The 22,561-nt window shown below is 69.6% G+C and carries 24 protein-coding genes; 20 read left to right on the top strand and 4 right to left on the bottom strand.

Annotation, left to right across the window (positions count from 1 at the left end; translation table 11 throughout):
• Positions 1-72: 72 nt before the first annotated feature.
• Entirely contained in the window at positions 73-858 is a 786-nt protein-coding gene (locus tag FBZ83_RS29545; RefSeq protein WP_137105085.1) for an exodeoxyribonuclease III, read from the bottom strand.
• A gap of 60 nt (positions 859-918) precedes the next feature.
• Positions 919-1,287: an iron-sulfur cluster insertion protein ErpA gene (gene erpA / locus FBZ83_RS29540; RefSeq protein WP_040134010.1), complete on the bottom strand. Its 369-nt coding sequence runs from the start codon at positions 1,285-1,287 to the stop codon at positions 919-921.
• A gap of 220 nt (positions 1,288-1,507) precedes the next feature.
• On the opposite strand from erpA, the gene FBZ83_RS29535 reads away from it, so the two are divergent.
• The 11 genes from FBZ83_RS29535 (at position 1,508) to tatC (ending at position 11,950) form a co-directional block, all read left to right on the top strand.
• Entirely contained in the window at positions 1,508-2,707 is a 1,200-nt protein-coding gene (locus FBZ83_RS29535; RefSeq protein WP_145690362.1) for a deoxyguanosinetriphosphate triphosphohydrolase, read from the top strand.
• A 31-nt stretch (positions 2,708-2,738) separates the two neighbouring features.
• Entirely contained in the window at positions 2,739-4,499 is a 1,761-nt protein-coding gene (gene argS, locus FBZ83_RS29530) for an arginine--tRNA ligase (RefSeq protein WP_145690360.1), read from the top strand.
• Positions 4,496-5,449, top strand: a complete 954-nt coding sequence (locus tag FBZ83_RS29525) for an SPOR domain-containing protein (protein WP_145690358.1) — start codon at positions 4,496-4,498, stop codon at positions 5,447-5,449. Before argS ends, FBZ83_RS29525 begins: the two co-directional genes overlap by 4 nt.
• Before the next feature lie 25 nt (positions 5,450-5,474).
• The gene (gene nagZ, locus FBZ83_RS29520) at positions 5,475-6,515 is read left to right on the top strand and encodes a beta-N-acetylhexosaminidase (protein ID WP_247888533.1); all 1,041 of its coding nucleotides are present in this window, start codon (positions 5,475-5,477) and stop codon (positions 6,513-6,515) included.
• A 70-nt stretch (positions 6,516-6,585) separates the two neighbouring features.
• Complete coding sequence (locus tag FBZ83_RS29515) at positions 6,586-7,272, top strand: site-2 protease family protein (RefSeq protein ID WP_145690354.1); 687 nt, start codon at positions 6,586-6,588, stop codon at positions 7,270-7,272.
• Positions 7,273-7,276: 4 nt separating this feature from the next.
• A complete protein-coding gene (locus FBZ83_RS29510; RefSeq protein WP_145690352.1) occupies positions 7,277-8,092 on the top strand; it encodes a segregation and condensation protein A in 816 nt (271 codons plus the stop codon).
• Positions 8,089-8,742 carry an SMC-Scp complex subunit ScpB gene (gene scpB / locus FBZ83_RS29505; protein WP_145690349.1) on the top strand — a complete coding sequence of 218 codons (654 nt, stop codon included), beginning with the start codon at positions 8,089-8,091 and terminating at the stop codon, positions 8,740-8,742. The genes FBZ83_RS29510 and scpB overlap by 4 nt, the downstream gene beginning before the upstream one ends.
• 108 nt (positions 8,743-8,850) lie before the next feature.
• Entirely contained in the window at positions 8,851-10,173 is a 1,323-nt protein-coding gene (locus tag FBZ83_RS29500; RefSeq protein ID WP_145690345.1) for an ABC transporter ATP-binding protein, read from the top strand.
• Positions 10,174-10,272: 99 nt separating this feature from the next.
• Positions 10,273-10,551, top strand: coding sequence for a twin-arginine translocase TatA/TatE family subunit (locus FBZ83_RS29495; RefSeq protein ID WP_145690343.1), 279 nt, complete (start codon positions 10,273-10,275; stop codon positions 10,549-10,551).
• 48 nt (positions 10,552-10,599) lie between these two features.
• The gene (tatB, locus tag FBZ83_RS29490) at positions 10,600-11,124 is read left to right on the top strand and encodes a Sec-independent protein translocase protein TatB (protein ID WP_145690337.1); all 525 of its coding nucleotides are present in this window, start codon (positions 10,600-10,602) and stop codon (positions 11,122-11,124) included.
• A 22-nt stretch (positions 11,125-11,146) separates the two neighbouring features.
• Positions 11,147-11,950: a twin-arginine translocase subunit TatC gene (gene tatC / locus FBZ83_RS29485; protein WP_114858907.1), complete on the top strand. Its 804-nt coding sequence runs from the start codon at positions 11,147-11,149 to the stop codon at positions 11,948-11,950.
• 12 nt (positions 11,951-11,962) lie between these two features.
• Here the strand turns inward: tatC and FBZ83_RS29480 are convergent, their stop codons facing one another.
• A complete protein-coding gene (locus tag FBZ83_RS29480) occupies positions 11,963-13,174 on the bottom strand; it encodes a GGDEF domain-containing protein (protein WP_186466226.1) in 1,212 nt (403 codons plus the stop codon).
• A gap of 138 nt (positions 13,175-13,312) precedes the next feature.
• On the opposite strand from FBZ83_RS29480, the gene serS reads away from it, so the two are divergent.
• From serS to FBZ83_RS29460, 4 genes are read left to right on the top strand one after another with little or no spacing between them, the layout of a single operon-like run.
• Positions 13,313-14,578, top strand: coding sequence for a serine--tRNA ligase (serS, locus tag FBZ83_RS29475; protein WP_145690333.1), 1,266 nt, complete (start codon positions 13,313-13,315; stop codon positions 14,576-14,578).
• Positions 14,578-15,360 (top strand): 5'/3'-nucleotidase SurE, encoded by a 783-nt coding sequence (surE, locus tag FBZ83_RS29470; RefSeq protein ID WP_114858910.1) that lies wholly within the window; start codon positions 14,578-14,580, stop codon positions 15,358-15,360. Before serS ends, surE begins: the two co-directional genes overlap by 1 nt.
• Before the next feature lie 28 nt (positions 15,361-15,388).
• Positions 15,389-16,042: a protein-L-isoaspartate(D-aspartate) O-methyltransferase gene (locus FBZ83_RS29465; protein WP_145690331.1), complete on the top strand. Its 654-nt coding sequence runs from the start codon at positions 15,389-15,391 to the stop codon at positions 16,040-16,042.
• Between the two features lie 14 nt (positions 16,043-16,056).
• Positions 16,057-17,346: a peptidoglycan DD-metalloendopeptidase family protein gene (locus FBZ83_RS29460; RefSeq protein ID WP_247888532.1), complete on the top strand. Its 1,290-nt coding sequence runs from the start codon at positions 16,057-16,059 to the stop codon at positions 17,344-17,346.
• On the opposite strand, the gene FBZ83_RS29455 is transcribed toward FBZ83_RS29460, so the two are convergent.
• Positions 17,303-18,160 carry an ATP-binding protein gene (locus tag FBZ83_RS29455; protein WP_145690329.1) on the bottom strand — a complete coding sequence of 286 codons (858 nt, stop codon included), beginning with the start codon at positions 18,158-18,160 and terminating at the stop codon, positions 17,303-17,305. The genes FBZ83_RS29460 and FBZ83_RS29455 overlap by 44 nt on opposite strands.
• Before the next feature lie 138 nt (positions 18,161-18,298).
• Between FBZ83_RS29455 and FBZ83_RS29450 the strand changes: the two genes are divergently transcribed.
• From FBZ83_RS29450 to FBZ83_RS29435, 5 genes are all read left to right on the top strand, one after another.
• Positions 18,299-19,039 carry a hypothetical protein gene (locus tag FBZ83_RS29450; protein ID WP_145690327.1) on the top strand — a complete coding sequence of 247 codons (741 nt, stop codon included), beginning with the start codon at positions 18,299-18,301 and terminating at the stop codon, positions 19,037-19,039.
• Positions 19,040-19,150: 111 nt separating this feature from the next.
• Complete coding sequence (yajC, locus tag FBZ83_RS29445) at positions 19,151-19,522, top strand: preprotein translocase subunit YajC (protein ID WP_145690325.1); 372 nt, start codon at positions 19,151-19,153, stop codon at positions 19,520-19,522.
• A 36-nt stretch (positions 19,523-19,558) separates the two neighbouring features.
• Entirely contained in the window at positions 19,559-21,157 is a 1,599-nt protein-coding gene (gene secD / locus FBZ83_RS32175) for a protein translocase subunit SecD (protein WP_247888531.1), read from the top strand.
• 12 nt (positions 21,158-21,169) lie between these two features.
• Complete coding sequence (gene secF, locus FBZ83_RS32170; RefSeq protein WP_247888530.1) at positions 21,170-22,123, top strand: protein translocase subunit SecF; 954 nt, start codon at positions 21,170-21,172, stop codon at positions 22,121-22,123.
• A 26-nt stretch (positions 22,124-22,149) separates the two neighbouring features.
• Positions 22,150-22,527, top strand: coding sequence for an Mth938-like domain-containing protein (locus tag FBZ83_RS29435; protein ID WP_145690323.1), 378 nt, complete (start codon positions 22,150-22,152; stop codon positions 22,525-22,527).
• Positions 22,528-22,561: the final 34 nt, after the last annotated feature.

The following is a 22,561-nucleotide window of genomic DNA, read 5'->3' as shown; positions in this document are numbered from 1 at the left end:
GTCTTGCCGCCTCTCCCTGCGGGTGGACGCTCGCTCGGTTTCCGAGTCGGTCTTGAGGATGCGTGAAAAAATTTAAGAAATGTCTGACCCGTCGCGCAGATCGAGCAGGACGGGCGTGTGGTCGGACGCTTTTTCGGCGCCGCGCGGGCGGCGGTCGATGCGGCACTCCACCAGACGGTCGGCGGCCTGCGGGGACAGCAGGAAGTGATCGATGCGCAACCCGAGATCGCGCGGCCAGCAACCCGCCTGATAGTCCCAGAAGGTGTAGGCGTGGTCGTCGTCGTGCAGGGCGCGGTAGGCCTCGGTCAGCCCCAGATTCAGCAGGGCGCGGAATTTCGCCCGCGATTCCGGCTGGAACAGGGCGTCGCCGGCGAAGGCCACCGGATCGAAGACGTCGCGCGGTTCCGGAATGATGTTGTAGTCGCCGCCCAGGACGAAGGGGATCTCCTGAGCCAGCAGGCCGCGGGCATGGGCATGCAGCCGGTCCATCCAGCGGAGCTTGTAGGCGAACTTCTCCGTCCCGAGCGGGTTGCCGTTGGGCAGGTAGAGCGAGGCGATGCGCACGCCGGCCACCGTGGCCTCGACGTAGCGGGCCTGCTCGTCCTCCGGCTCGCCGGGCAGGCGGGTCAGCACATCCTCGTGCGGCGCCTTGGAGAGGAACGCCACGCCGTTGTAGGACTTCTGCCCCACCGGCGTGACGTGATAGCCCAACTCCTCGAAGGCGGCGCGGGGGAAGGCCGCGGTCTCGCATTTGATCTCCTGGAGAAGCGCGACGTCCGGGGACTCCGCGCGCAGCCAGTCGGTGATCAGCGGAAGGCGGGCCTTCGCCGAATTGACGTTCCAGGTGGCGATCTTCACGTCGTGTTCTTCTTGTTCGGCAAAGGCCAGGAGGGAAAGGCCAAGGGGTAAAAGGTCCCGTCAGGCGGCGAAGGAGTTGCCGCAGCCGCAGGATGCCGTGGCGTTCGGATTCTTGATCTGGAAGGCGGCCCCCATCAGGTCCTCGACATAATCGAGGGTGGAGCCGGCCAGCAGGTCCAGCGAGACGTCGTCGGTGACCACCTTCACGCCGTTCTTCTCAAACACATGGTCGTCCTCGTTCGCCGTGGCGTCGAAGGCGAAGCCGTACTGGAAGCCGGAGCAGCCGCCGCCCGACACGGTCAGGCGCAGCATCAGGGCCGGATCGCCCTCGTGCTCGATCAGGAAGGCGACGCGCTTGGCGGCGCTGTCGGACACGGTCAGAACGCGCGCACCCTCTTGCGCGGTGGCGGGAAGGGCGGTGTCGGGCATGGGACGGACCTCGGTGTTTCGCGGGCGGGGTTTCGCGGGACAGACGACACGATGACGAATGTAAGGGTGTGTCCGCCTTTCGTCAAAGGCATGTCCGGCGAACTCATGCCTGACCTGCGGTTCGCCTGCGCCCGAATGCCTGCAAGCGGCTGCCGGATGTCTCGGCCGGTCTCCGCCTTCGCCGTTGCACAGTGCGGTTTGCGTCGGTAGTGTCCGCGCCATGACGGCGGACTTCTTCCAGGATCGCCCGGCGCCCTATGGCTGCGACCCCGCACAGACGCGCGGCCGGCTGTTCCCGGAGCCGGAAAGCCCGACGCGCTCGTGCTACCAGCGCGACCGCGACCGCATCGTGCATTCCGGTGCCTTCCGCAAGCTGAAGTACAAGACGCAGGTCTTCGTCTATCACGAGGGCGACTATTTCCGCACCCGCCTGACCCACAGCCTGGAGGTGGCGCAGATCGCCCGCTCGATCAGCCGCGCGCTCGGGCTGAACGAGGATCTGGCGGAGGCGGTGGCGCTCGCCCACGATCTCGGCCACACCCCCTTCGGCCATGCCGGCGAGGACGCGCTCGACGCCTGCATGGCGCCCTACGGTGGTTTCGCCCACAACGACCAGACGCTGCGCATCCTGACGATGCTGGAGCGCCGCTACGCCGACTTCGACGGGCTGAACCTGACCTGGGAAGCGCTGGAGGGTGTGGTCAAGCACAACGGCCCGCTGCTGCCTCTGCGTGATGGTGGAGCGCTGCCGACGACGCTGGCCGCCTTCCAGGAGCGCTGGGATCTGGAGCTTCACACCAACCCGGGCGCCGAGGCGCAGGTGGCGGCCCTGGCCGACGACATCGCCTACAACAATCACGACATCGACGACGGGCTGCGCGCCGGCCTGTTCACGGTGGACGAAGTGGCGGAGCTGCCGCTGGTCGGCCCGGTGGTGCGGCAGGTCTGCGACCGCTATCCGGGGCTGGAGCGCTCCCGTCTGATCCACGAGACGATCCGGCGGATGATCAACAACATGATCGTCGACCTTCTGGCCGAGACGCGGGAGCGGCTGGACCGCCACCGTCCGGGCAGCGCCGCCGAGCTGCGTGCCCTCCCGGAGCCGGTCGTCAGCTTCTCCCCCGCGATGGTCGAGGCGCAGCGGCCCTTGCGCGCCTTCCTGAAACAGCGCATGTACCGCCATTACCGGGTGAACCGGGAAATGAGCAAGTGCAAGCGGGTGGTCACCGCCCTGTTCGACCTGTTCCTGGCCGAGCCGAACACCCTGCCGACGCAGTGGCAGGAGGAGATCGCCAAACAGGGCGGGCACGGCGATCGGACGGTGCTGGCGCGGCTGGTCGCCGACTACATCGCCGGGATGACCGACCGCTACGCGCTCGCCGAATACGCCCGCCTGTTCGACATGGACGCCAAGACCTAAACGGCCCAGACCTAAAGCAAGAATTGAACCGATGAACATCTTCAAGGTCTTCGAGAACGACATCCGCAAGCTGCTGGACGAGCTGGCCGCCGAGGGCCAGATCCCGGCGGGGCTGGACACCGCGCGCCTGACGGTGGAGCCGCCGCGCGAGGCGGCGCACGGCGACCTGTCGACCAACGCGGCGATGATCCTGGCCAAGCCGGCGGGCAAGCCGCCCCGCGCGCTGGCCGAGCTGCTGGTGGCGAAGCTGAAGACCCGCCCCGACGTGGCGAGCGCCGAGATCGCCGGTCCGGGCTTCGTGAACCTGCGCCTGACGGCCGACGTCTGGCGCGACCGCATCCGCGACGTGCTGACCGCCGGCACCGCCTATGGCGAGAGCACGCTGGGCGGCAAGCGTCCGGTCAACGTCGAGTATGTGTCGGCCAACCCCACCGGCCCGCTGCACGCGGCCCACGGCCGCGGCGCCGTGTTCGGCGACGCGCTGGCGGCGCTGCTGGAGAAGGCCGGCTACGCCGTCGCCCGTGAATATTACATCAACGACGCCGGTGCCCAGGTCGACGTGCTGGGCCGTTCGACCTTCCTGCGCTACCGCGAGGCGCTGGGCGAGGAGATCGGCGAGATCCCGGCGGGTCTCTATCCCGGCGAATATCTGAAGGAGGTTGGGCAGGCCCTGGCCGAGCGCGACGGCAACAGGTGGGTCGGCGCGGACGAGGCCGACTGGCTGCCGGCCTGCCGTGACTTCGCCATCGCCACGATCATGGAATGGATCAAGGAGGACCTCGGCGTCCTCGGCGTCCGCATGGACGTCTACAGCTCCGAACGCGCGCTGGTGAAGGCCGGGGCGGTGGACACGGCGCTGAAGGCGCTGGAGGACCGCGGCCTGATCTATGTCGGCGTGCTGGAGCCGCCGAAGGGCAAGAAGCCCGACGATTGGGAGCCGCGCCCGCAGACCCTGTTCAAGTCCACCGACTTCGGCGACGACGTCGACCGCCCGCTGAAGAAGTCGGACGGGTCCTTCACCTATTTCTCCAACGACATCGCCTACCACTACGACAAGCACCGCCGCGGCTTCGACCTGCAGATCGACGTGTGGGGCGCCGACCATGGCGGCTACGTCAAGCGCATGCAGGCGGCGACCACGGCGATCACCGAGGGCAAGGCGTCGTTGGACGTGAAGCTCTGCCAGCTCGTCCATCTGATGAAGAACGGCGAGCCGGTGAAGATGTCCAAGCGCGCCGGCACCTTCGTGACGCTGCGCGACGTGATCGAGGAGGTCGGCCGCGACGTCGTCCGCTTCATCATGCTGACCCGCCGCAACGACCAGACGCTGGACTTCGATTTCGCCAAGGTCGTCGAGCAGTCGAAGGACAACCCGGTCTTCTACGTGCAGTACGCCCACGCCCGCTGCCGCTCGGTCCTGCGCCACGCCGCGACGGCTCTGCCGGGGGCCGACCTGTCGCTGGCGGCGCTGGCCGCCAAGGCCAACCTCGCCCGCCTCGACAGCGAGGAGGAGAAGGCGCTGGCCAAGCGCATGGCGACCTGGCCGCGTCTGGTCGAGTCCGCCGCCGAGGCTCACGAGCCGCACCGCGTGGCCTTCTACCTCTACGATCTCGCCAGCGACTTCCACGCCCTGTGGAACAAGGGCCGCGACGACACCAGCCTGCGCTTCCTGATCGAGGGTGACGAGGAGGTGACGGTGGCCCGTCTGGCGCTGATCAGCGCGGTCGCCACGGTGATCGCTTCCGGTCTCGCCGTGATGGGCGTGGAGCCGGTGGAGGAATTGCGGTCATGAGGTATGAGGGCGATGTCAACCACGCCAGCGATCCCTACGGCACGCCGCCGCAGCGGGGAGGTCGGCGCGGTCTGCTCGGCCTCGGTCTGGCGGTGGTCGGCATCGTGGCCTTCGCCGGCGCGATCGTCGTGGTCTATGGCGGCAAGGGGCAGAGCACGCAGGACGGCGGTCCGCCGCTGCTGATGGCCGACAGTGCGCCGACCAAGGCCCGCCCGGAGCAGCCCGGCGGCATGGAAGTGCCGCACCAGGACAAGCTGGTCTACGAGCGGCTGAACGACCGCGGATCGAAGTCGCAGATCGAGCGCCTGCTGCCGCCGCCGGAGGAGCCGCTGCCGCGGCCGGTCGTGGCGCCGCAGGTGCCGCCGTCGCCGACCCTGCCGGAGGCGCCCGCGGTGGCCCAGTTGCCGCCGCCCCCGCCGGGCTCCACCACCACGGTGCCGCGCCAGGACGGGGAGGGGGCACCGCCGCCCGCCGCCGCTCCGGCCCCGCCGCCCGCCGTGGCCGCCCTTCCGGCGCCGGTGCCGGCGGCTCCGGCGCCCAAGCCGCAGCCCGCACCGCCCGCTGCCAAGCCGGCGCCCGCTCCCCCGCAGGCCCAGACGCCGCCCCCGCCGCCCGCCGCGGCGCCCAAGCCGCAGCCTGCGCCGGCCGCCGCCCCGGCTCCGCAGCCGGCACCCGCCCCGGCACCCGCCAAGGCATCGGGTGGGGGGAACTGGCGAGTCCAGCTCGCCGCGGTGCGCAGCGAGGCCGAGGCCTCGACGGAATGGAAGCGTCTGACCAGCCGCTACGGTGCGGCGCTCGGCGGGCTGTCCATGCAGGTCGCCAAGGCTGATCTGGGCGAGAAGGGCATCTTCTACCGCATCCAGGGCGTCGGCCTCGACGAGGAGCGCGCCAAGTCGGTCTGCGCCCAGCTCAAGTCCCAGAATGTGGGGTGTGTGGTTGTCCGTCCCTGATCCGGCTTTGCCGAACGCTCACGCCGTGACCGAACACGACCGCGCGGTCCATCGCGCCGTGGTGTTCGGCGCCGCCGGCACCGCCCTGACCGCGGACGAGCGCGCCTTCTTCCGCGACGCCGATCCGCTGGGCTTCATCCTGTTCCGGCGCAATTGCGAGACGCCAGAGCAGGTCCGCGCGCTGGTGGCGGAGATGCGCACGGCGGTGGGCCGCGCCGACGCTCCCGTGCTGATCGACCAGGAGGGCGGTCGAGTGGCCCGGATGCGCCCGCCGCACTGGCCGGCCTTTCCGCCGATGCGCGCCTTCGGCGACCTCGCCGCCCGCAACGCTGCCGCCGGGCGGGAGGCCGCCCGGATCAACGCCCGGCTGCTGGCGCTGATGCTGGCCGATTGCGGCGTGACGGTGGATTGCGCCCCGGTCTGCGACGTGCCGGTGGAGGGCGCCCACGACATCATCGGCGACCGCGCCTTCTGCGGCGATCCGGCCCGCGTGGCCGATCTGGCGCGGGCGACCTGTGAGGGGCTGATGGCCGGCGGCGTGCTGCCGGTGGTCAAGCATCTGCCCGGCCATGGCCGGGCCTTCACCGACAGCCACGCCGAGCTGCCGGTGGTGGACGCCCCGCGCGCGGCGCTGGAGGCCACCGACTTCGCGCCCTTCCGCGCCCTGGCCGACATGCCGCTCGGCATGGTCGCCCATGTGGTGATGAAGGCCATTGATCCGGACCAGCCGGCCAGCACCTCGGCGATCGTGGTGCGCGACGTGGTGCGCGGCTCCCCCATCGGCTTCGACGGGCTGCTGTTCAGCGACGACCTGTCGATGGGCGCGCTGGCCGGCGGCATGCGCGGCCGGGCCGAGGCGGTTCTCGCCGCCGGGCTGGACGTCGTGCTCCACTGCAACGGCGTGATGGAGGAGATGGCGGCGGTGGCCGAGGGCGTTCCGGCGATGAGCGGCGCGGCCGTCCGCCGCTGGGCGCGGGCCGAGGCGCTGCGCGGCCCGGCGCCGCCGGTGGACGCCGACGAGCTGCGGGCGCGTCTGGCGGAACTGCTGGGAACTCCCCAAGTTTAAGGCCGGCCGGATTCAAGGCCATGCTCAGGCTTCCCGGACGGGTCCGGGGGGCATAACGGGAGAGACGGGCGTGCTGGAAGGTCTGATAGACCGCATACCGATGATCTTCGCGGTCGCCATCCCCGCGATCCTCGCCATCACGATGCACGAGGCGGCGCACGGATTCGTGGCGATGTGGCGCGGCGACGACACGGCGTGGCGGCTCGGCCGGGTGACGCTGAACCCGCTCCGCCACATCGACCCGCTGGGCACGGTGGTGCTGCCGGCGGTGATGTATTTCACAACCGGCTTCGTCTTCGGCTGGGCCAAGCCGGTGCCGGTGAATTTTGGGCGTCTGCACCACCCGCGCCGCGACATGGTGTGGGTGGCGCTGGCCGGCCCGGGGGTGAATTTCGTTCTGGCGCTGGTCTCCGCGATCATCTGGGGCTTCACCAGCCCGCAGGGAGGGGCGACCGAGATGTGGGTCCGCGCCGCGCTGGAGGTGTCGGTCCTGGTCAACGTCGTGCTGATGGTCTTCAACATGATCCCGCTGCCGCCGCTCGACGGCGGGCGCGTGGCGGTCGGCATCCTGCCCGACGCGCTGGCCTTCCCGCTGGCCCGGCTGGAGAAGTACGGCATGCTGATCCTGATCGGCGCCTTCTTCCTGCTGCCCTTCATCGGGCGGGAGCTGGGCATGGACCTCAGCGTCTTCTCCTGGGTGCTCGGCCCGCCGATCGACTACATGATCGACCTGATCCGCATCCTCAGCGGCAACTGACGGCATGGTCGCCCAAAAGCCCCCGGAGCGTGAGGAGGAGAGCGAGGCGGCCAGCCCGGCGGAACAGCTCGTCCTTGTCCTGGACGGGTTCGAGGGGCCGCTCGACATGCTGCTGGCACTGGGGCGCGAGCAGAAGGTGGACCTGACGAAGATTTCCATCCTCCAGCTCGCCGACCAGTATCTCGCCTTCATCGCCGAGGCGCGGAAGGTGCGTCTGGAACTGGCGGCGGATTATCTCGTCATGGCGGCGTGGCTGGCCTATCTGAAGTCCCGCCTGCTGATCCCCGAGGTCGAGGACGAGGAGCCCTCGGGCGAGGACATGGCGGCGGCGCTGGCCTTCCAGCTCCAGCGGCTGGAGGCGATGAAGGGGGCGGCGGCCAAGCTGTTCGCCCGCCCGCAACTCGGGGTGGACCGCTTCGCCCGCGGCGCCCCGGAGGACCTTGACATCCTGCGCAAGTCGGTCTTCCAGGTCACGCTCTACGACCTGCTGAAGGCCTATGGCGAGCACAAGAAGCGGCAGGAGGGCGGCGTCCTGCACATCGAGCCGGTGCGCCTCTATTCGCTGGAGGACGCGGTGCGCCGTCTGTCCGAGCTGCTGGGCCGCATGCCGGACTGGGCCACCCTGTCGAGCTTCCTGCCGGACGGCGTGCGCGGCGGGCTGCTGACCCGCTCGGCGCTGGCCGCCCATTTCGCGGCGACGCTGGAACTGGCCAAGGCCGGGCGGGTGGAGCTTCGTCAGGACGGCGCCTTTTCCCCCATCTACGTCCGCCGGGCATCGCGCCGGCATGAGCACCAGCATGAGCAGGGCGACGAGGAATGAGCGGACCCGACGGCATGATCCAGGAGATCGAGAACCCGGAGGAGGTCGAGCGGCGCTTGCGCGATCTGCGCCTGCTGGAGGCGTTGCTGTTCGCCTCCGCCGACCCGTTGGACGAGGAGACCCTGGGGCGGCGGCTGACCCGCGACGCCGACGTGCGGGCGTTGCTGGAGGAACTGCGCGTCCATTACGCGGCGCGGGGCGTGAACCTGATCCGCACCGGCGCCGGCTGGTCCTTCCGCACGGCGCTCGACCTCGCGCCGCTGCTGCGGCCGGAGGAGGAGGTCTCCAAGAAGCTGTCCCGCGCCGCCATCGAGACGCTGGCGATCATCGCCTACCACCAGCCGGTGACCCGCGCCGAGATCGAGGCGATCCGCGGCGTGGCGACCAGCAAGGGCACGCTGGACATCCTGATGGAGAACGGCTGGATCCGGCCGGGCCGCCGCCGCGAGACGCCGGGCCGCCCGCTGACCTGGATCACCACCGACCATTTCCTCGACCATTTCGGCCTGGAGACGCTGCGCGACCTGCCGGGGGTCGAGGACTTGCGCGCCGCCGGCCTGCTCGATTCGCGGCCCGTGCTGCTGGGCATCGGCGGAGCCGGGCTGGAGGATACGGAACCATCGGAAAACACTGACGATTCCGATACCTGAGCGGAACGCTCGAAAATAAGAACCATTTGCATCGGGGTCGGCGCACCGGTACTAAGGTCAATCGACCGCCATCAAACGACCCCCGGGCCGCTTCAGACTGGGACCGCCATGGATCGTCCGTCCGTCACCGACGCCCGCTCTTTCTCCGCTGCCGGAGACGCCGTTTCCGAACCCCGGCCGGCCGGCCTGCGCACCGCGCTGCGCGACAAGGCCTCGGCCCTGTTCAGCCGCGGGACCGATCCGCGGCAGGGCGCGCCCTGCGAGGCCGCGCCGGTCACGCTGCCGGTCAACGGGCGGCATCTCGACGCCTCCGGTCCGCAGGGCGGCCCCCAGGGCGGCGGCGCCGCCATCACGATGGAAGCCCTGGCGCTGAACGGCGTCACCCACCGCTACGGGCGCGTCGTCGCCGTCGACGATGTCAGCGTGACCATCGGGGCGGGGGAGATCGTCTGCCTGTGCGGGCCGTCGGGCTGCGGCAAGTCCTCGCTGCTGCGCATCGCGGCGGGGCTGGAGGCGGTGCAGACCGGCTCCGTCCGGATCGGCGGCACGGTGGTGGCGGACGAGCGCGGCGCGGTGCCGCCGGAACGCCGCGGTGTCGGCCTCGTCTTCCAGGATTACGCGCTGTTCCCGCACCTGTCGGTGCTCGACAACGTGCGCTTCGGCCTGACCGCCCTGTCCGGCGAGGCGCAGCGCAAGCGCGCGCTGGAGACGCTGGGGCAGGTCGGCATGGCCGGCTACGCCGACTCCTTCCCGCACCATCTCTCCGGCGGGCAGCAGCAGCGCGTGGCGCTCGCCCGCGCGCTCGCCCCGAACCCGGCGGTTCTGCTGCTCGACGAGCCCTTCTCGGGCCTGGACGCCCGGCTGCGCGAGCAGGTGCGCGACGAGACGCTGCACGTGCTGAAGCAGAACGGCGCGGCGACCATGCTGGTCACCCACGACCCGGAGGAGGCCATGTTCCTGGCCGACCGCATCGCGCTGATGCGCGCCGGCAAGGTCGTTCAGGTCGGCAACCCGGTGGACCTCTACACCCGTCCGGTCAACGCCTTCGCCGCCGAGTTCTTCGGCGAGGTCAACCGGCTGTCCGGCGTCGTGCAGGGCGGGGCGGTGGACACCCCGGTCGGCCCGATCCCCACGGAGGTCGCCGACGGCACCGCCGTCGACGTGCTGATCCGCCCGGAGGCGCTGAAGCTGTCCGCCCAGCCCGCCGCCACCGTTCCCGCCGGCGACCTGCCGGTCCTGGCGCGCGTGATGGCGGCGCGCCTGCTGGGCCGGACCAGCCTCGTCCATCTCGATGTGCCGGACGGGAAGGGCGGTTCGGTGCATCTGCACTCCCGCATGCCGGGCCAGTTCCTGCCCGCCGAACAAAGTCACGTTTCGGTGTGCATGGACCTGTGTCAGGCCTTCGTTTTTCCAGCCGGTGCACCCACTTAGTCGTTTGAGCGGTTTCGCCCGACCGATCGTTGCGGGAGGGGAACCTTTCTGCCATAGTGCCGCCCCGCCATTGGGCTGCCTGTTCAGGAAACGTGTGTCATGGGATTCTCCAGCGTCTGGCATTGGGTCATCGTCCTTCTGATCGTCCTGCTCCTGTTCGGCGCCGGCAAGCTGCCGAAGGTCATGGGCGACCTCGCCAAGGGCATCAAGAACTTCAAGGCCGGCCTGAAGGACGAGGAAGAGGGTACCGCCACCGGTGCCGACTCCAAGGTCCTGCCGAACCAGCCGGTCCCGCCGGCCCAGCCGGTGTCCTCGGTGCATCCGGTTCCGCCTGCCGCCGATCCCGGCGTGAAGAAGGACGAGACGGCCCGCACCTGACCGTCCGGCGCCCGTCATCCCCGCGCCGCTTCGAAAGGCTGAGGAGCCATGTTCGACATCGCATGGTCGGAACTGATGGTCATCGCGGTCATCGCCCTCGTGGTGATCGGCCCGAAGGACCTGCCCAAGGCCATCTACACCCTGGGAAAATGGGTGAAGAAGGCGCGCCTCGTCGCGCGCGATTTTCAGGGCCACATCGACGACATGATGCGCGAGGCGGAGCTCGACGAGCTGCGCAAGGAAGCCCTGAAGGTCCGCGACACGAACCTCCAGAAGATGGTCGAGAACACGATCGATCCGAAGGGGGAACTCAAGGGCGCCTTCGACGTGGCGGCCGACATCGGGGCCAACGGCGGCCATCCCGGCAGCCCGCCGGAAGATGGTCCCGCTCCCGTGCCTCCCGTCGGCTCGCCGCAGGTGACCGCGGCCCAGCCGCTGCCGGCGACCGAGCCGCCGGTCACGGCCCCGCTTCCGCCGGCTCCGCCTGCGGAGTTCGTCCCGGCTCCGGCCCAGCCCCCGGTTCCGGCCTCCGCCGACTCCGCTGCGGCGGCAACCACGAACAAGCAGGCGTGATCCAGTGTCCGGCGAAACGCGCATGACCGGCGAGTCCGACGACGAGCTTGAAGAAAGCAAGATGCCGCTGATCGACCATCTGGTCGAGCTGCGCAACCGGCTGATGTACGCGACGCTGGCGATCCTGATCGCCTTCTTCGTCTGCTACGCCTTCTCGGACCGCATCTACAACTTCCTCGTCCAGCCCCTGGCCGACATCCTGGCCGGGCAGGGGCGGCGGATGATCTACACCGGCCTGACCGAAGCCTTCTTCACCTACGTGAAGGTGGCTTTCTGGGCCGGCTGCTTCCTGTCCTTCCCCATCGTCGCCAGCCAGATCTGGATGTTCGTCGCGCCCGGCCTCTACAAGCACGAGCGCAAGGCCTTCCTGCCCTTCCTGGTGGCCACCCCGATCCTGTTCTTCCTGGGCGGGGCGATGGTCTATTACTTCATCTTCCCGCTGGCTTGGCGCTTCTTCCTGGGATTCGAGTTCCACCCGGGGATGGACGCCGGCGCCCTGCCGATCGAGTTCGAAGCCCGCGTCAGCGAGTATCTCGGCCTCGTGATGCATCTGATCTTCGCCTTCGGTCTGGCCTTCCAGCTTCCGGTCCTGCTGACCCTGCTGATCCGGGCCGGGCTGCTGACGACGGAGACGCTGGCCGCCAAGCGGCGCTACGCCATCGTGTTCGTGTTCATCGTCGCGGCGGTGCTCACCCCGCCGGACGTCATCAGTCAGGTCGGGCTCGCCATCCCGCTGCTGGCGCTCTACGAGGTGTCCATCCTGATCGGCCGCCGCATCGAGAAGACGCGCGGCGACGCCGACGAGACGGAAGCCGAACAGGCGTAAGGCCGTCGCGCCCTACGCCGTCGCTTCGTCGACCACCACCTGATTGCGGCCGTTCCGCTTGGCCCGGTAGAGGGCCAGGTCGGCGGCCGCCAGAGCGGCATCGAGATCCTCACCGCTGCGGCAAGCGGCGATGCCGATGCTGACGCTGGCGGCGATCTCGTGGCCCTGGAAGGGCAGCGGCCGCGCCGCCACGTCGCGTCGCAGCGCCTCCGCCAATGCTGCCGCCCCGCTCCGGTCGGTGTCGGGCAGCAGAAGGCAGAATTCCTCCCCGCCATAGCGCCCGAACAGGTCGGTGCGGCGCAGCCGCGTCGTGACGGTCTCGGAGAAACGCCGGAGAAGCGCGTCGCCGGCGAGATGGCCGAAGGTGTCGTTGACCCGCTTGAAGCGGTCGAGGTCGAGCAGCAGCAGGGTCAACGGCGCCCCGTTGCGTTGCGCCCGCAGCAACTCCCGCTCGGCGTGCTTGAGGAAGGCCCGGCGGTTGTAGGCGCCCGTCAGCGGGTCGATGGTGCCGATGCGGTCCAGATCGGCCTGAAGCTTCTCGCTGGTCATGGCGAGGAAACCGAATCCCCAGCCCGTGACCGCCAGGATGGCCTCCAGGAATCCGGCGCTCTGCACCAGGTTGGGTGACAGGATGCTGTCCACCGGCCCGCCCCAGGCGGTCAGCACGGCGCGCCCTGCCACGAACAGGGCGTGGGCCAGGAAAACCAGGGCGGTGACCCGTTGCGCCCGGCGCGGCCGGTCCCCCGGCCCCGTCCACCACAGCTCCAGAGCCGCCAGCAGCGACAGGCCGGTGATTCCGGCGGACATGATCAGGACACGCGCCGTCACGTCGTTGGTTGCCACCACGAACCACGCGATGCCGGCGGTCAACACGGCGAGCAGCGCCATCCCGAAGCGCCAGGGGATGGACCGTCCGGCGAAGCTGCGCACGCCGAACCAGTTCAGGATGTAGGTGGCGGCCACCAAGGCGTTGCTCAGCGGCACGACGGCGGCAGCCGGCCAGACGCCGTAAGCGGTGACCATGGCCATCCCGACGGTGCCGAGCAGCGCTCCCCCGGCCCAATAGGCCAGCGCGGTGATGTGGCGGTGCGCTCTCCAGGTCAGGAAGGCGGCGATGGACAGCAGAGCGCCGATGCCCACCAGGACGATGATGAGGGTGCGGGTGTCGAGGATCATGTCCGGAGTGGAGAGGGGCAGCGGTCGATTCCGGGGTTCTGCACGCATTCGCGTTCCCGGCGCCACCGATAAGTATAGGACACCAATCATTTCAGGGTCTTTCCCATCGGCGGGGCTCCGCCTCTGGACCTTCACCCGGCGGCGGACTATAACCAGCCTCCCACCCATTCCGTATCGCCGTGAGCCATGCACGACCTTCGCGCCATCCGTGAGAACCCCGAATCCTTCGACCGCGGTCTCGCCCGCCGGGGCCTTGAGCCGATGTCGCCGACGGTGCTGGACCTCGATTCGCGCCGCCGCGCCGCGCAGACCCAGTTGCAGGAGATGCAGGCGCGCCGCAACGAGGCGGCGAAGGAGATCGGCCTCGCCAAGCGGGAGGGCCGCGACGCCCAGCCGCTGATGGACGAGATGGCGCAGCTCAAGGAACGGCTGCCCCAGGTCGAGGAGGAGGAGAAGGCGCTGGGCGCCGAGCTGGAGGGTCTGCTCGCCTCCATCCCGAACCTGCCCGCCGACGACGTGCCGGAAGGCCCGGACGAGAGCGCCAACGTCGAAATCCGCCGTTGGGGCGAGCCGAAGGCGATCGCCGACGCCAAGCAGCATTTCGAGCTGGGCGAAGCGCTGGGCCTGATGGATTTCGAGGCGGCGTCGCGCATGTCGGGCGCCCGCTTCACCGTGCTGAAGGGCGGCCTGGCCCGGCTGGAGCGCGCGCTCGCCGACTTCATGCTGGATATCCACACCGGCGAGCACGGCTACACCGAGATCGCGCCGCCGCTGATGGTCCGCGACAACGCCCTGTTCGGCACCGGCCAGCTTCCGAAGTTCGAGGAGGACCTGTTCCGCACGGGCGACCACTACCTGATCCCGACCTCGGAAGTGCCGCTGACCAACCTCGTCAACGACCAGATCGTGGCGACGGAAGAGCTGCCCTACCGCTACACCGCGCTGACCCCCTGCTTCCGCGCCGAGGCCGGGTCGGCGGGCCGCGACACCCGCGGCATGATCCGCCAGCACCAGTTCTGGAAGGTCGAGATGGTCAGCGTCACCGCGCCGGACCAGTCGGAGGCGGAGCACCAGCGCATGACCCAGTGCGCCGAGACCATCCTGCAGCGGCTGGGGCTGCCCTACCGCGTGGTCACGCTGTGCACCGGCGACATGGGCTTCTCCGCGCGCAAGACCTACGACATCGAGGTCTGGCTGCCCGGCCAGAACATGTACCGCGAGATTTCGAGCTGCTCGAACTGCGGCGACTTCCAGGCCCGCCGCATGAAGGCCCGCTGCCGTCCGAAGGGCGAGAAGCAGACGCAGTTTGTCCACACGCTGAACGGCTCGGGCGTGGCGGTCGGGCGCTGCCTGATTGCGGTGCTGGAGAACTACCAGCAGCCCGACGGCTCCATCCTGGTCCCCGAAGCGCTCCGGCCCTACATGCGCGGGCTGGAAAGGATCACCGCCTGATGTTCGATCACCCGCTCGACCTGTCGAACGCGCGCATCCTCGTCACCAACGATGACGGCATCCACGCGCCGGGCCTGAAGGTGCTGGAGGCCATCGCGCGCTCCCTCACCGACGACGTGTGGGTGGTGGCGCCGGAGATGGAGCAGTCGGCGGCCAGCCATTCGCTGACCATCAACCGGCCGCTGCGCCTGCGCCAGCTGGACGAGCGGCGCTTCACGGTGGACGGCACGCCGACCGACTGCGTGCTGCTGGCGGTCAACAAGGTGATGCGGGACGCCCGGCCGACGCTGGTCCTGTCCGGCGTCAACCAGGGCTCCAACATCGGCGAGGACGTGACCTATTCGGGCACCATCGCGGCGGCCATGGAGGCGACCCTGCTGGGCGTTCCGGCCATCGCGCTCAGCCAGCATTACGAGACCCGCTCCCAGATCGACTGGTCGGCGGCGGAGCGCTGGGGGGCCGAGGTGGTCCGCAAGGCGGTGTCCACGCCCTGGCCGAAATACGTCCTGCTGAACGTGAACTTCCCGGCCTGTCCGGCGGACCGGGTCACCGGCATCCAGGTGGTCCGCCACGGCAAGCGCAAGATCGGCGACGAGCTGGTGGAGCGTGTCGATCCGCGCGGCAAGCCCTATATCTGGATTGGGACGCTGCGCGGCGAGGCGGACGTGGCGCCGGACACCGACATCCATGTGGTCTTCCACGGCGGCATTTCGGTGACGCCGGTCTATCTGGACCTGACCCACACGCCGACGCTCCAGACGTTGCGGCACGCGTTCGAATAGAGGTGTTTCCGAGGGGAATGGGCAGGGTGTGACCGTCGAGGCACGCAAGATCCGGCTTCTGATGGCGTTGCGCCGCAACGGCGTGACCGACACCCGGGTTCTGGCCGCGATCGAACGGATCCCGCGCGAGCGCTTCGTCCCAGACCCCTTCCAGGATCAGGCATGGGAGGACACGGCGCTTCCCATCGATCTGGGCCAGACCATCAGCCAGCCGCTGATCGTGGCGCTGATGACCCAGGCGCTGGAGCTTGGGGAGCGCCAGCGGGTGCTGGAAATCGGCACCGGCTCCGGCTACCAGGCGGCGGTTTTGTCGCGGCTGTGCCGGCGGGTCTACACCGTCGAGCGGCTGCGCCCGCTGCTGACCGAGGCGGAGAGCCGATTCCAGGCTCTGCGCCTGCACAACATCACGACCCGCCACGGCGACGGGACGAAGGGCTGGCCCGAACAGGCGCCGTTCGAGCGCATACTGGTCACGGCTGCCGGAGGTCCCGATGCGCCAAAGGACTTGACGGATCAGCTCGCCGTTGGTGGTGTCATGGTCATCCCGCTGGGGGGCGACTACCGCGGTCAGCGGGTCGTCCGCATCCGGCGGACCGAAACCGGTCTTACACGGGAGGATTTGTGGCCCGTCCGCTTCGTACCGTTGCTGTCCGACCCTCCGTCCCCTCCCGGAACGGAGTAGCCGGCCCGTTCCGCGTGTCCGGGCGCGCCCTCCTCGCGGCGCTGACGATGATCCCGCTGCTCGCCGCCTGCCAGCAGCGCACGGGAGAGCTGGCGCCGGTCACCTCGGTGTCCAACACCCCGGATTCCATCGGCGGCGCGGTGATCGTGCAGCGCGGGGACTCCGCTTATTCGCTGTCGCGGCGCTACAACGTGCCGCTGCGCGACCTGTTGGAGGTCAACCACCTGTCGCCGCCCTACCAGCTCCAGGTCGGGCAGCGCTTGGTCCTGCCGGTGTCGCGCCAGTACATCGTCCAGCGCGGCGACACGCTCTACGGCATCTCCCGCATGTTCAGCGCGGACATGAGCGAGCTGACCCGCCTCAACGGCCTGACCGCCCCTTACGCGGTACAGGCCGGGCAGCCGCTGCGCCTGCCGGGCGGTGGCGATGCGTCGGGGGGCACCGCGGTGGCCCAGGCGCCGTCCTCCAACGCCGGGGCCGCGGTCGGCGGCGTGGTCGCCTCGGCGCCGGTCAAGCAGGTGTCGCGCGGGTCCATCCAGGCGGCGGAGCTGCCGCCGCCGGGCGCCTCGGCTCCGGCACCGGTCGAAAGGGCCCCGGTGGACAGCCCGCCGTCGACCGCGACCGTCCACGCCCCGGTGCCCGCCGCCAAGCCGGGCGCCGCGCCGGAGGCGACGACCGGAGCACCAGTCTACCAGCCTGGGCAGGCCCCGACATCGCTGCGCCCGCCCGGCCAGAAGCCCGCCGTTCCGGAGCCGGCGCCCGCGCCGCGCGTCGTCGAGGCCGCTCCGGTCCCGGCTCCGCCGCCGGCACCGGCCCAGGAGGTCGCCGCCGCCCCGCCCCCGCCGCCAAAGGCCGCGGAGCCGGCGACGGCGCAGCGCGCCACCGGGCGCCTGCTCTGGCCGGTGAAGGGGAAGGTGATCTCGACCTTCGGGCCGAAGCCGGACGGCCTGCACAACGATGGCCTGAACATCGCCGCCACCAAGGGAACGACCGTGGTCGCCGCCGACAACGGCGTCGTCGCCTACGCCGGCAACGAGCTGCGCGGCTTCGGCAATCTGCTGCTGGTGAAGCATTCCGACGGCTTCATCACCGCCTACGCCCATCTCGACCGCATCGACGTGGAGCGGGGCGTGGCGGTGAAGCGCGGGCAGGCCATCGGCACGGTCGGCCAGACCGGGTCGGTGACGAGCCCGCAGCTTCACTTCGAACTGCGCAAGGGCAGCCAGGCGGTCGATCCGCGCGACCGCATGGAGCCGCGGGTCAGCGAAGGGGCTTCTCCAGACGGCCAGCCAGGTCCTGGATGAACTGCCAGGCCACCCGGCCGGAGCGGCTGCCGCGGGTCACCGACCATTCCACGGCCTCGGCCCGCAGCTGCTCCGCCGGGATGTCCAGCCCGAAGCGGGCGGCGTAGCCCTCGATCATCGCGAAGTAGGTCGGCTGGTCACAGTTGTGGAAGCCCAGCCACAGGCCGAAGCGGTCGGACAGCGACACCTTCTCCTCGACCGCCTCGGCCGGGTTGATGGCGGTGGAGCGCTCGTTCTCGATCATGTCGCGCGGCATCAGGTGGCGGCGGTTGGAGGTGGCGTAGAACACCACATTCTCCGGACGCCCCTCGATCCCGCCCTCCAGAACGGCCTTCAGCGACTTGTAGTGGGCGTCGTCATGGTCGAAAGAGAGGTCGTCGCAGAACAGGATGAAGCGGCGCGGCTCGTCCTTCAGCCGGACGAGCAGGCGGGGCAGGGTGGGAATGTCCTCGCGGTGGATCTCCACCAGAGCCAGCGTGCCGGGATGCTCCTGCGCCACCGCGGCGTGCACCGACTTGACCAGCGAGCTTTTGCCCATGCCGCGCGAGCCCCAGAGCAGGGCGTTGTTGGCGGGCAGGCCGGTGGCGAAGCGGGTGGTGTTGTCGAGCAGGATGTCGCGCTGCCGCTCGACGCCGCGCAGCAGGCCGATCTCGACCCGGTTGACGGTGGGCACCGGCTCCAGCCGGTCGGGATCGGCGTGCCAGACGAAGGCGTCGGCGGCGCCGAGGTCGAGCCGGCCCGGCGGCGGCGGGGCGAGCCGTTCCAGGGCTTCGGCGATGCGGGTGAGGAGGGGCAGCAGTTGGGCGTCCGACATCGTGTTCCTTCGCAGGCGTTTCTTCCGGTTTCGTTGCGCCGACCCTAACCCGTCGCTGCGCCGCCGGACAAGGCGGCGCGCTTGCGGGGGAGGGGTGCGCGCCGCTAAGGTGCGCGCAACGCGAACCGAGGGCCGGCCATGCACGCAGAACGTTCCGCCGATCTCCCCAACCCGGCCGGAAGCGCCGCTCATGTCCTGCGCCGGCTGGAGGAGACGCCCTTGCGGGAGGACCCTTTCCCGCATCTGGTGGTGCCGGACGCCCTGCCGGCGGACCTCTACGCCCGCGCCGTCGCCCAATGGCCGAGGTTCGAGGCGCTGGCCCTCCTGCAGATGGACACGCTTCCCCAGCGCCATCAGATGGTGCTGACCGACCGCGCCCTGAGGGAGATGGAGCCGGAGGCCGGAGCGGTCTGGCGGGAGGTCCGCGATTGCCTGTTCGGTCCGGAGACGCTGAAAAGGCTCGCCCCGCGCTTCCCCTCGCTCGCCGCCAAGCTGGAAACGCCCGTCGCGGCCCGGCCGGCGACGGTCTACGCACGGCTGGTCGAGGACCATGCGGGCCACGCCATGCTGCCCCACACCGACGTGTTCGGCACCTTCCTGTCCATGCTGCTCTACATGCCGGCGGACGGCCGCCGTCCCGATCTCGGCACGGCTCTGTACCGGCCCCGCGACCCGTCCTTCACCGCCAACACCGGGCGCTCGACGGAGCGGTTCCCGCGCGAGGATTTCGAGTTGGCCGGCACCGCGCCTTTCCTGCCGAACCATCTTCTGGCCTACGCGCCGTCCGACCGATCCTTCCACGGGGTGGAGCCGGTCGAGGCGCCCTGCGTGCGCCGCTTCCTGCTTCTCTTTGCCGTGATGGACAGCCGCGGCCCTTGAAGCCCGGCGGGCGTACCCCTATTCCATTGCATCGACGGCCCGGACCGTTATAGTCGCCGCGTCCGCGAGCGCCCGCTGCGCCTTCGGAACCAAACCACAGGGAGCCTCCAGATGTTCGTTTCGACGGCCTATGCACAGACCGCCGCGCCCGCCGCCGGTGGGGCCGACATGATCGTGCAGTTCCTGCCGCTGATCCTGATCTTCGTCGTCTTCTATTTCCTGCTGATCCGTCCGCAGCAGAAGAAGATGAAGGAACACAAGGGCATGCTGGAGGCCATCCGTCGCGGCGACCGCGTGGTGACCGGCGGCGGCATCATCGGCACCATCACCAAGGTCGGCCCGGACGACGAGCTCCAGGTCGAGATCGCCGAGAACGTCCGCGTCCGCGTCATGCGCTCCACCGTGAATCTCGTGCTGTCGAAGTCCGAGCCGGCCAAGAGCGCCGACGAGAAGGCTGAAGAAAAGGTTGCGGACCGCAAGTAACGCGGTTCTCCGGTAGCGAACGGGACTGGTTTACGAATGCTGTATTTTCCGCGCTGGAAGATTTTTCTGATCGTCGCGATCTGCGTGCTCGGGACCATCCTCACGCTGCCGAATTTTTTCAGCCGCGAGACGCTGTCGGCCCTGCCGAGCTGGTACGCACACAGCCGGGTCAATCTCGGCCTCGATCTGCGCGGCGGGTCGCACCTGCTGCTCGAGGTGGACATGGGCGCGGTCATCCGTGACCGCGTCGAAGGCCTGGTCGATTCGGCGCGCACCCAGCTGCGCAACGACAATGTCGGCTACACGGCGATCAACCCGGGCGACCGCGGCATCACCGTGCAGCTCCGAGACCCGGCGCAGGCCGACACGGCGGTGCGGGCGCTGCGCCAGCTCGCCAACACCATCGGCGGCGGCCCGCTCGGCGGCGGCCAGCCGGACCTGGAGGTCGCCTCCAGCGGTGGCAGCGTCACCGCCCGGCTCAGCGAGATCGCCCTGCGCGAGCGCGCCACCCAGGCCATCGAGCAGTCCATCGAGATCGTGCGGCGCCGCATCGACGAGACCGGCGTCAACGAGCCGACCATCGCCCGCCAGGGCGCCGACCGCATCCTGGTCCAGCTTCCCGGCGTCGAGGACCCGGACCGCGTGAAGCGGCTGCTCGGCACCACCGCGAAGATGACCTTCCGTCTGGTCGACATGAACGCCGACCCGAGCGCCGGCCGCGCCCCTCCGGGGACCGACATCCTGCCCTCGGCGGAAGGCGGGCGGGCGCAGAGCGCCTACGTCATCCGCAAGAAGGTCGAGGTGGACGGCGCCAACCTGACCAACGCCACCGCGGGCAGCAACCCGCAGACCGGCGAGTGGGTGGTCAATTTCGAATTCGACAGCATCGGCGCCCGCCGTTTCGCCGACGTGACCCGCGCCAACGTCGGCCGGCCCTTTGCCATCGTGCTCGACAACAAGGTCATCAGCGCCCCGGTGATCCGCGAGCCGATCACCGGCGGACGCGGCCAGATCAGCGGCAGCTTCACCGCCGCCGACGCCAACGATCTCGCCGTCCTGCTGCGCGCCGGCGCGCTGCCGGCCCCGCTGAAAGTGATCGAGGAGCGCACGGTCGGCCCCGACCTCGGCGCCGATTCGATCCGCGCCGGCCTGATGTCGGTGGGAATCGGCTTCGTGCTGGTCTGCGCCTACATGATCGCCGCCTACGGCCTGTTCGGAGCCTTCGCCTGCTTCGCCCTGCTGGTCAACACCGTCCTCACCCTGGCCGCGCTGTCGCTGCTCCAGGCGACGCTGACGCTGCCGGGCATCGCCGGTGTCCTGCTGTCGCTCGGTCTGGCGGTCGACGCCAACATCCTGATCAACGAGCGCATCCGCGAGGAAACCAAGAAGGGGCGTGGCGTCTTCGGCTCGGTCGAGGCCGGTTTCAACCGCGCCTACTCCACCATCGTGGACGCCAACCTGACCACCGCCATCAAGATGGCCATCCTGTTCGTGCTGGGCACCGGCGCGATCAAGGGCTTCGCCGTCACCATCACCTTCGGCATCCTGATTTCGCTGTTCACGGCCACCGTGCTCGTGCGTCTCATGATGGTCAGTTGGCTGCGCAAGACGCGGCCGGCCGCCCTGCCGGTGTAAGAGGTCATTCCCATGTTCCGGCTTCGTCTGGTCCCTGACAACACCAACATCCAGTTCATGCGCGGGCGACACGCCGGCCTGATCGTGTCGGCGTTCCTGTCGATTGCGTCGGTGGTGCTGTTCTTCTATCCCGGCCTGAACTACGGCATCGACTTCCGCGGTGGCATCGTCATCGAGGCGCGGACGCCGCAGGCCGCCGACTTCGCCTCGCTGCGCCACACGCTGACCCAGCTCAACATGGGGCAGGTGGCGTTGCAGGAGTTCGGTTCGCCCCAGGACGTGCTGATCCGCCTGGAACGCCAGCCGGGCGACGACGCGGCGCAGCAAGTGGCCGCCGACAAGGTGAGGGCCACGCTCGCCCAGGAGATTCCCGGCACCACCGTGCGCCGCGTCGAGGCGGTCGGCGCCTCGGTCAGCGGCGAGCTGTTCTTCAACGGCATGCTGGCGCTCGGCCTCGCGCTGCTGGCGATGCTCGTCTACATCTGGTTCCGCTTCGAATGGCAGTTCGGCTTCGGCGCCATCGTGACGCTGCTGCTGGACGTGACGAAGGTGGTCGGCTTCTACGCGATCACCGGGATGCAGTTCAACCTGACGGCCATCGCGGCGATCCTGACGATCATGGGCTATTCGACCAACGACAAGGTCGTGGTCTATGACCGCATGCGTGAGAACCTGCGCATCTACAAGAAAATGCCGTTGCGCGAGCTGATCGACCGCTCGATCAACGAGACGCTGAACCGCACGCTGGGCACCTCCATGTCGACGCTGCTGTCGATCCTGCCGCTGGCCTTCTTCGGCGGCGAGGCGCTGCAGGACTTCGGCATCGTGCTGATCTTCGGCATTTTCCTGGCCACCTCCTCGTCCATCTTTATCGCCGCCCCCATCTTGCTGTTCCTGGGCGAGAACCGGCTGCGCCGCAACGCGCCGGCGGAGAACGCGGCCCCGGCCGCCAACCCGACGCCCTGAGCGACAAGAACAGGAACGGATCAGAGATGGCGGACATCACGCCGATCATCCCGTCGGACCGTCAGGTCATCGACGGCTACGGGGACGGGCAGTTCTGCGTGTCCGGGCAATGGCGCACCGGGGCGGTCGTGGTCCTTCCCGACCGCACGGAGCCCTGGCGCCCCCGGGACTTCGCCGCCCTGACGGCGGAGGACTTCGCCCAGGTCATCACGGCGGAGCCGCGGGTGGAGTTCCTCCTCCTCGGCTCCGGCGCCCGGATGCAGCTTCTGCCCAAGGCGCTGCGCCAAGGCCTGCGCGACGCCGGTCTGGTGGTCGAAGTGATGGACACCGGGGCGGCATGCCGCACCTACAACGTCCTGCTGGCCGAAGGCCGGCGGGTGGGGGCGGCGCTCTTGCCGGTGTGAGCCGGGTCTGTAGCCCGGCCGGAATGGAGCAACA

It is taken from the genome of Azospirillum brasilense, from assembly GCF_007827815.1.
Taxonomy (GTDB): domain Bacteria; phylum Pseudomonadota; class Alphaproteobacteria; order Azospirillales; family Azospirillaceae; genus Azospirillum; species Azospirillum brasilense_C.
This window is presented reverse-complemented; position numbering and strand designations above follow the sequence as displayed.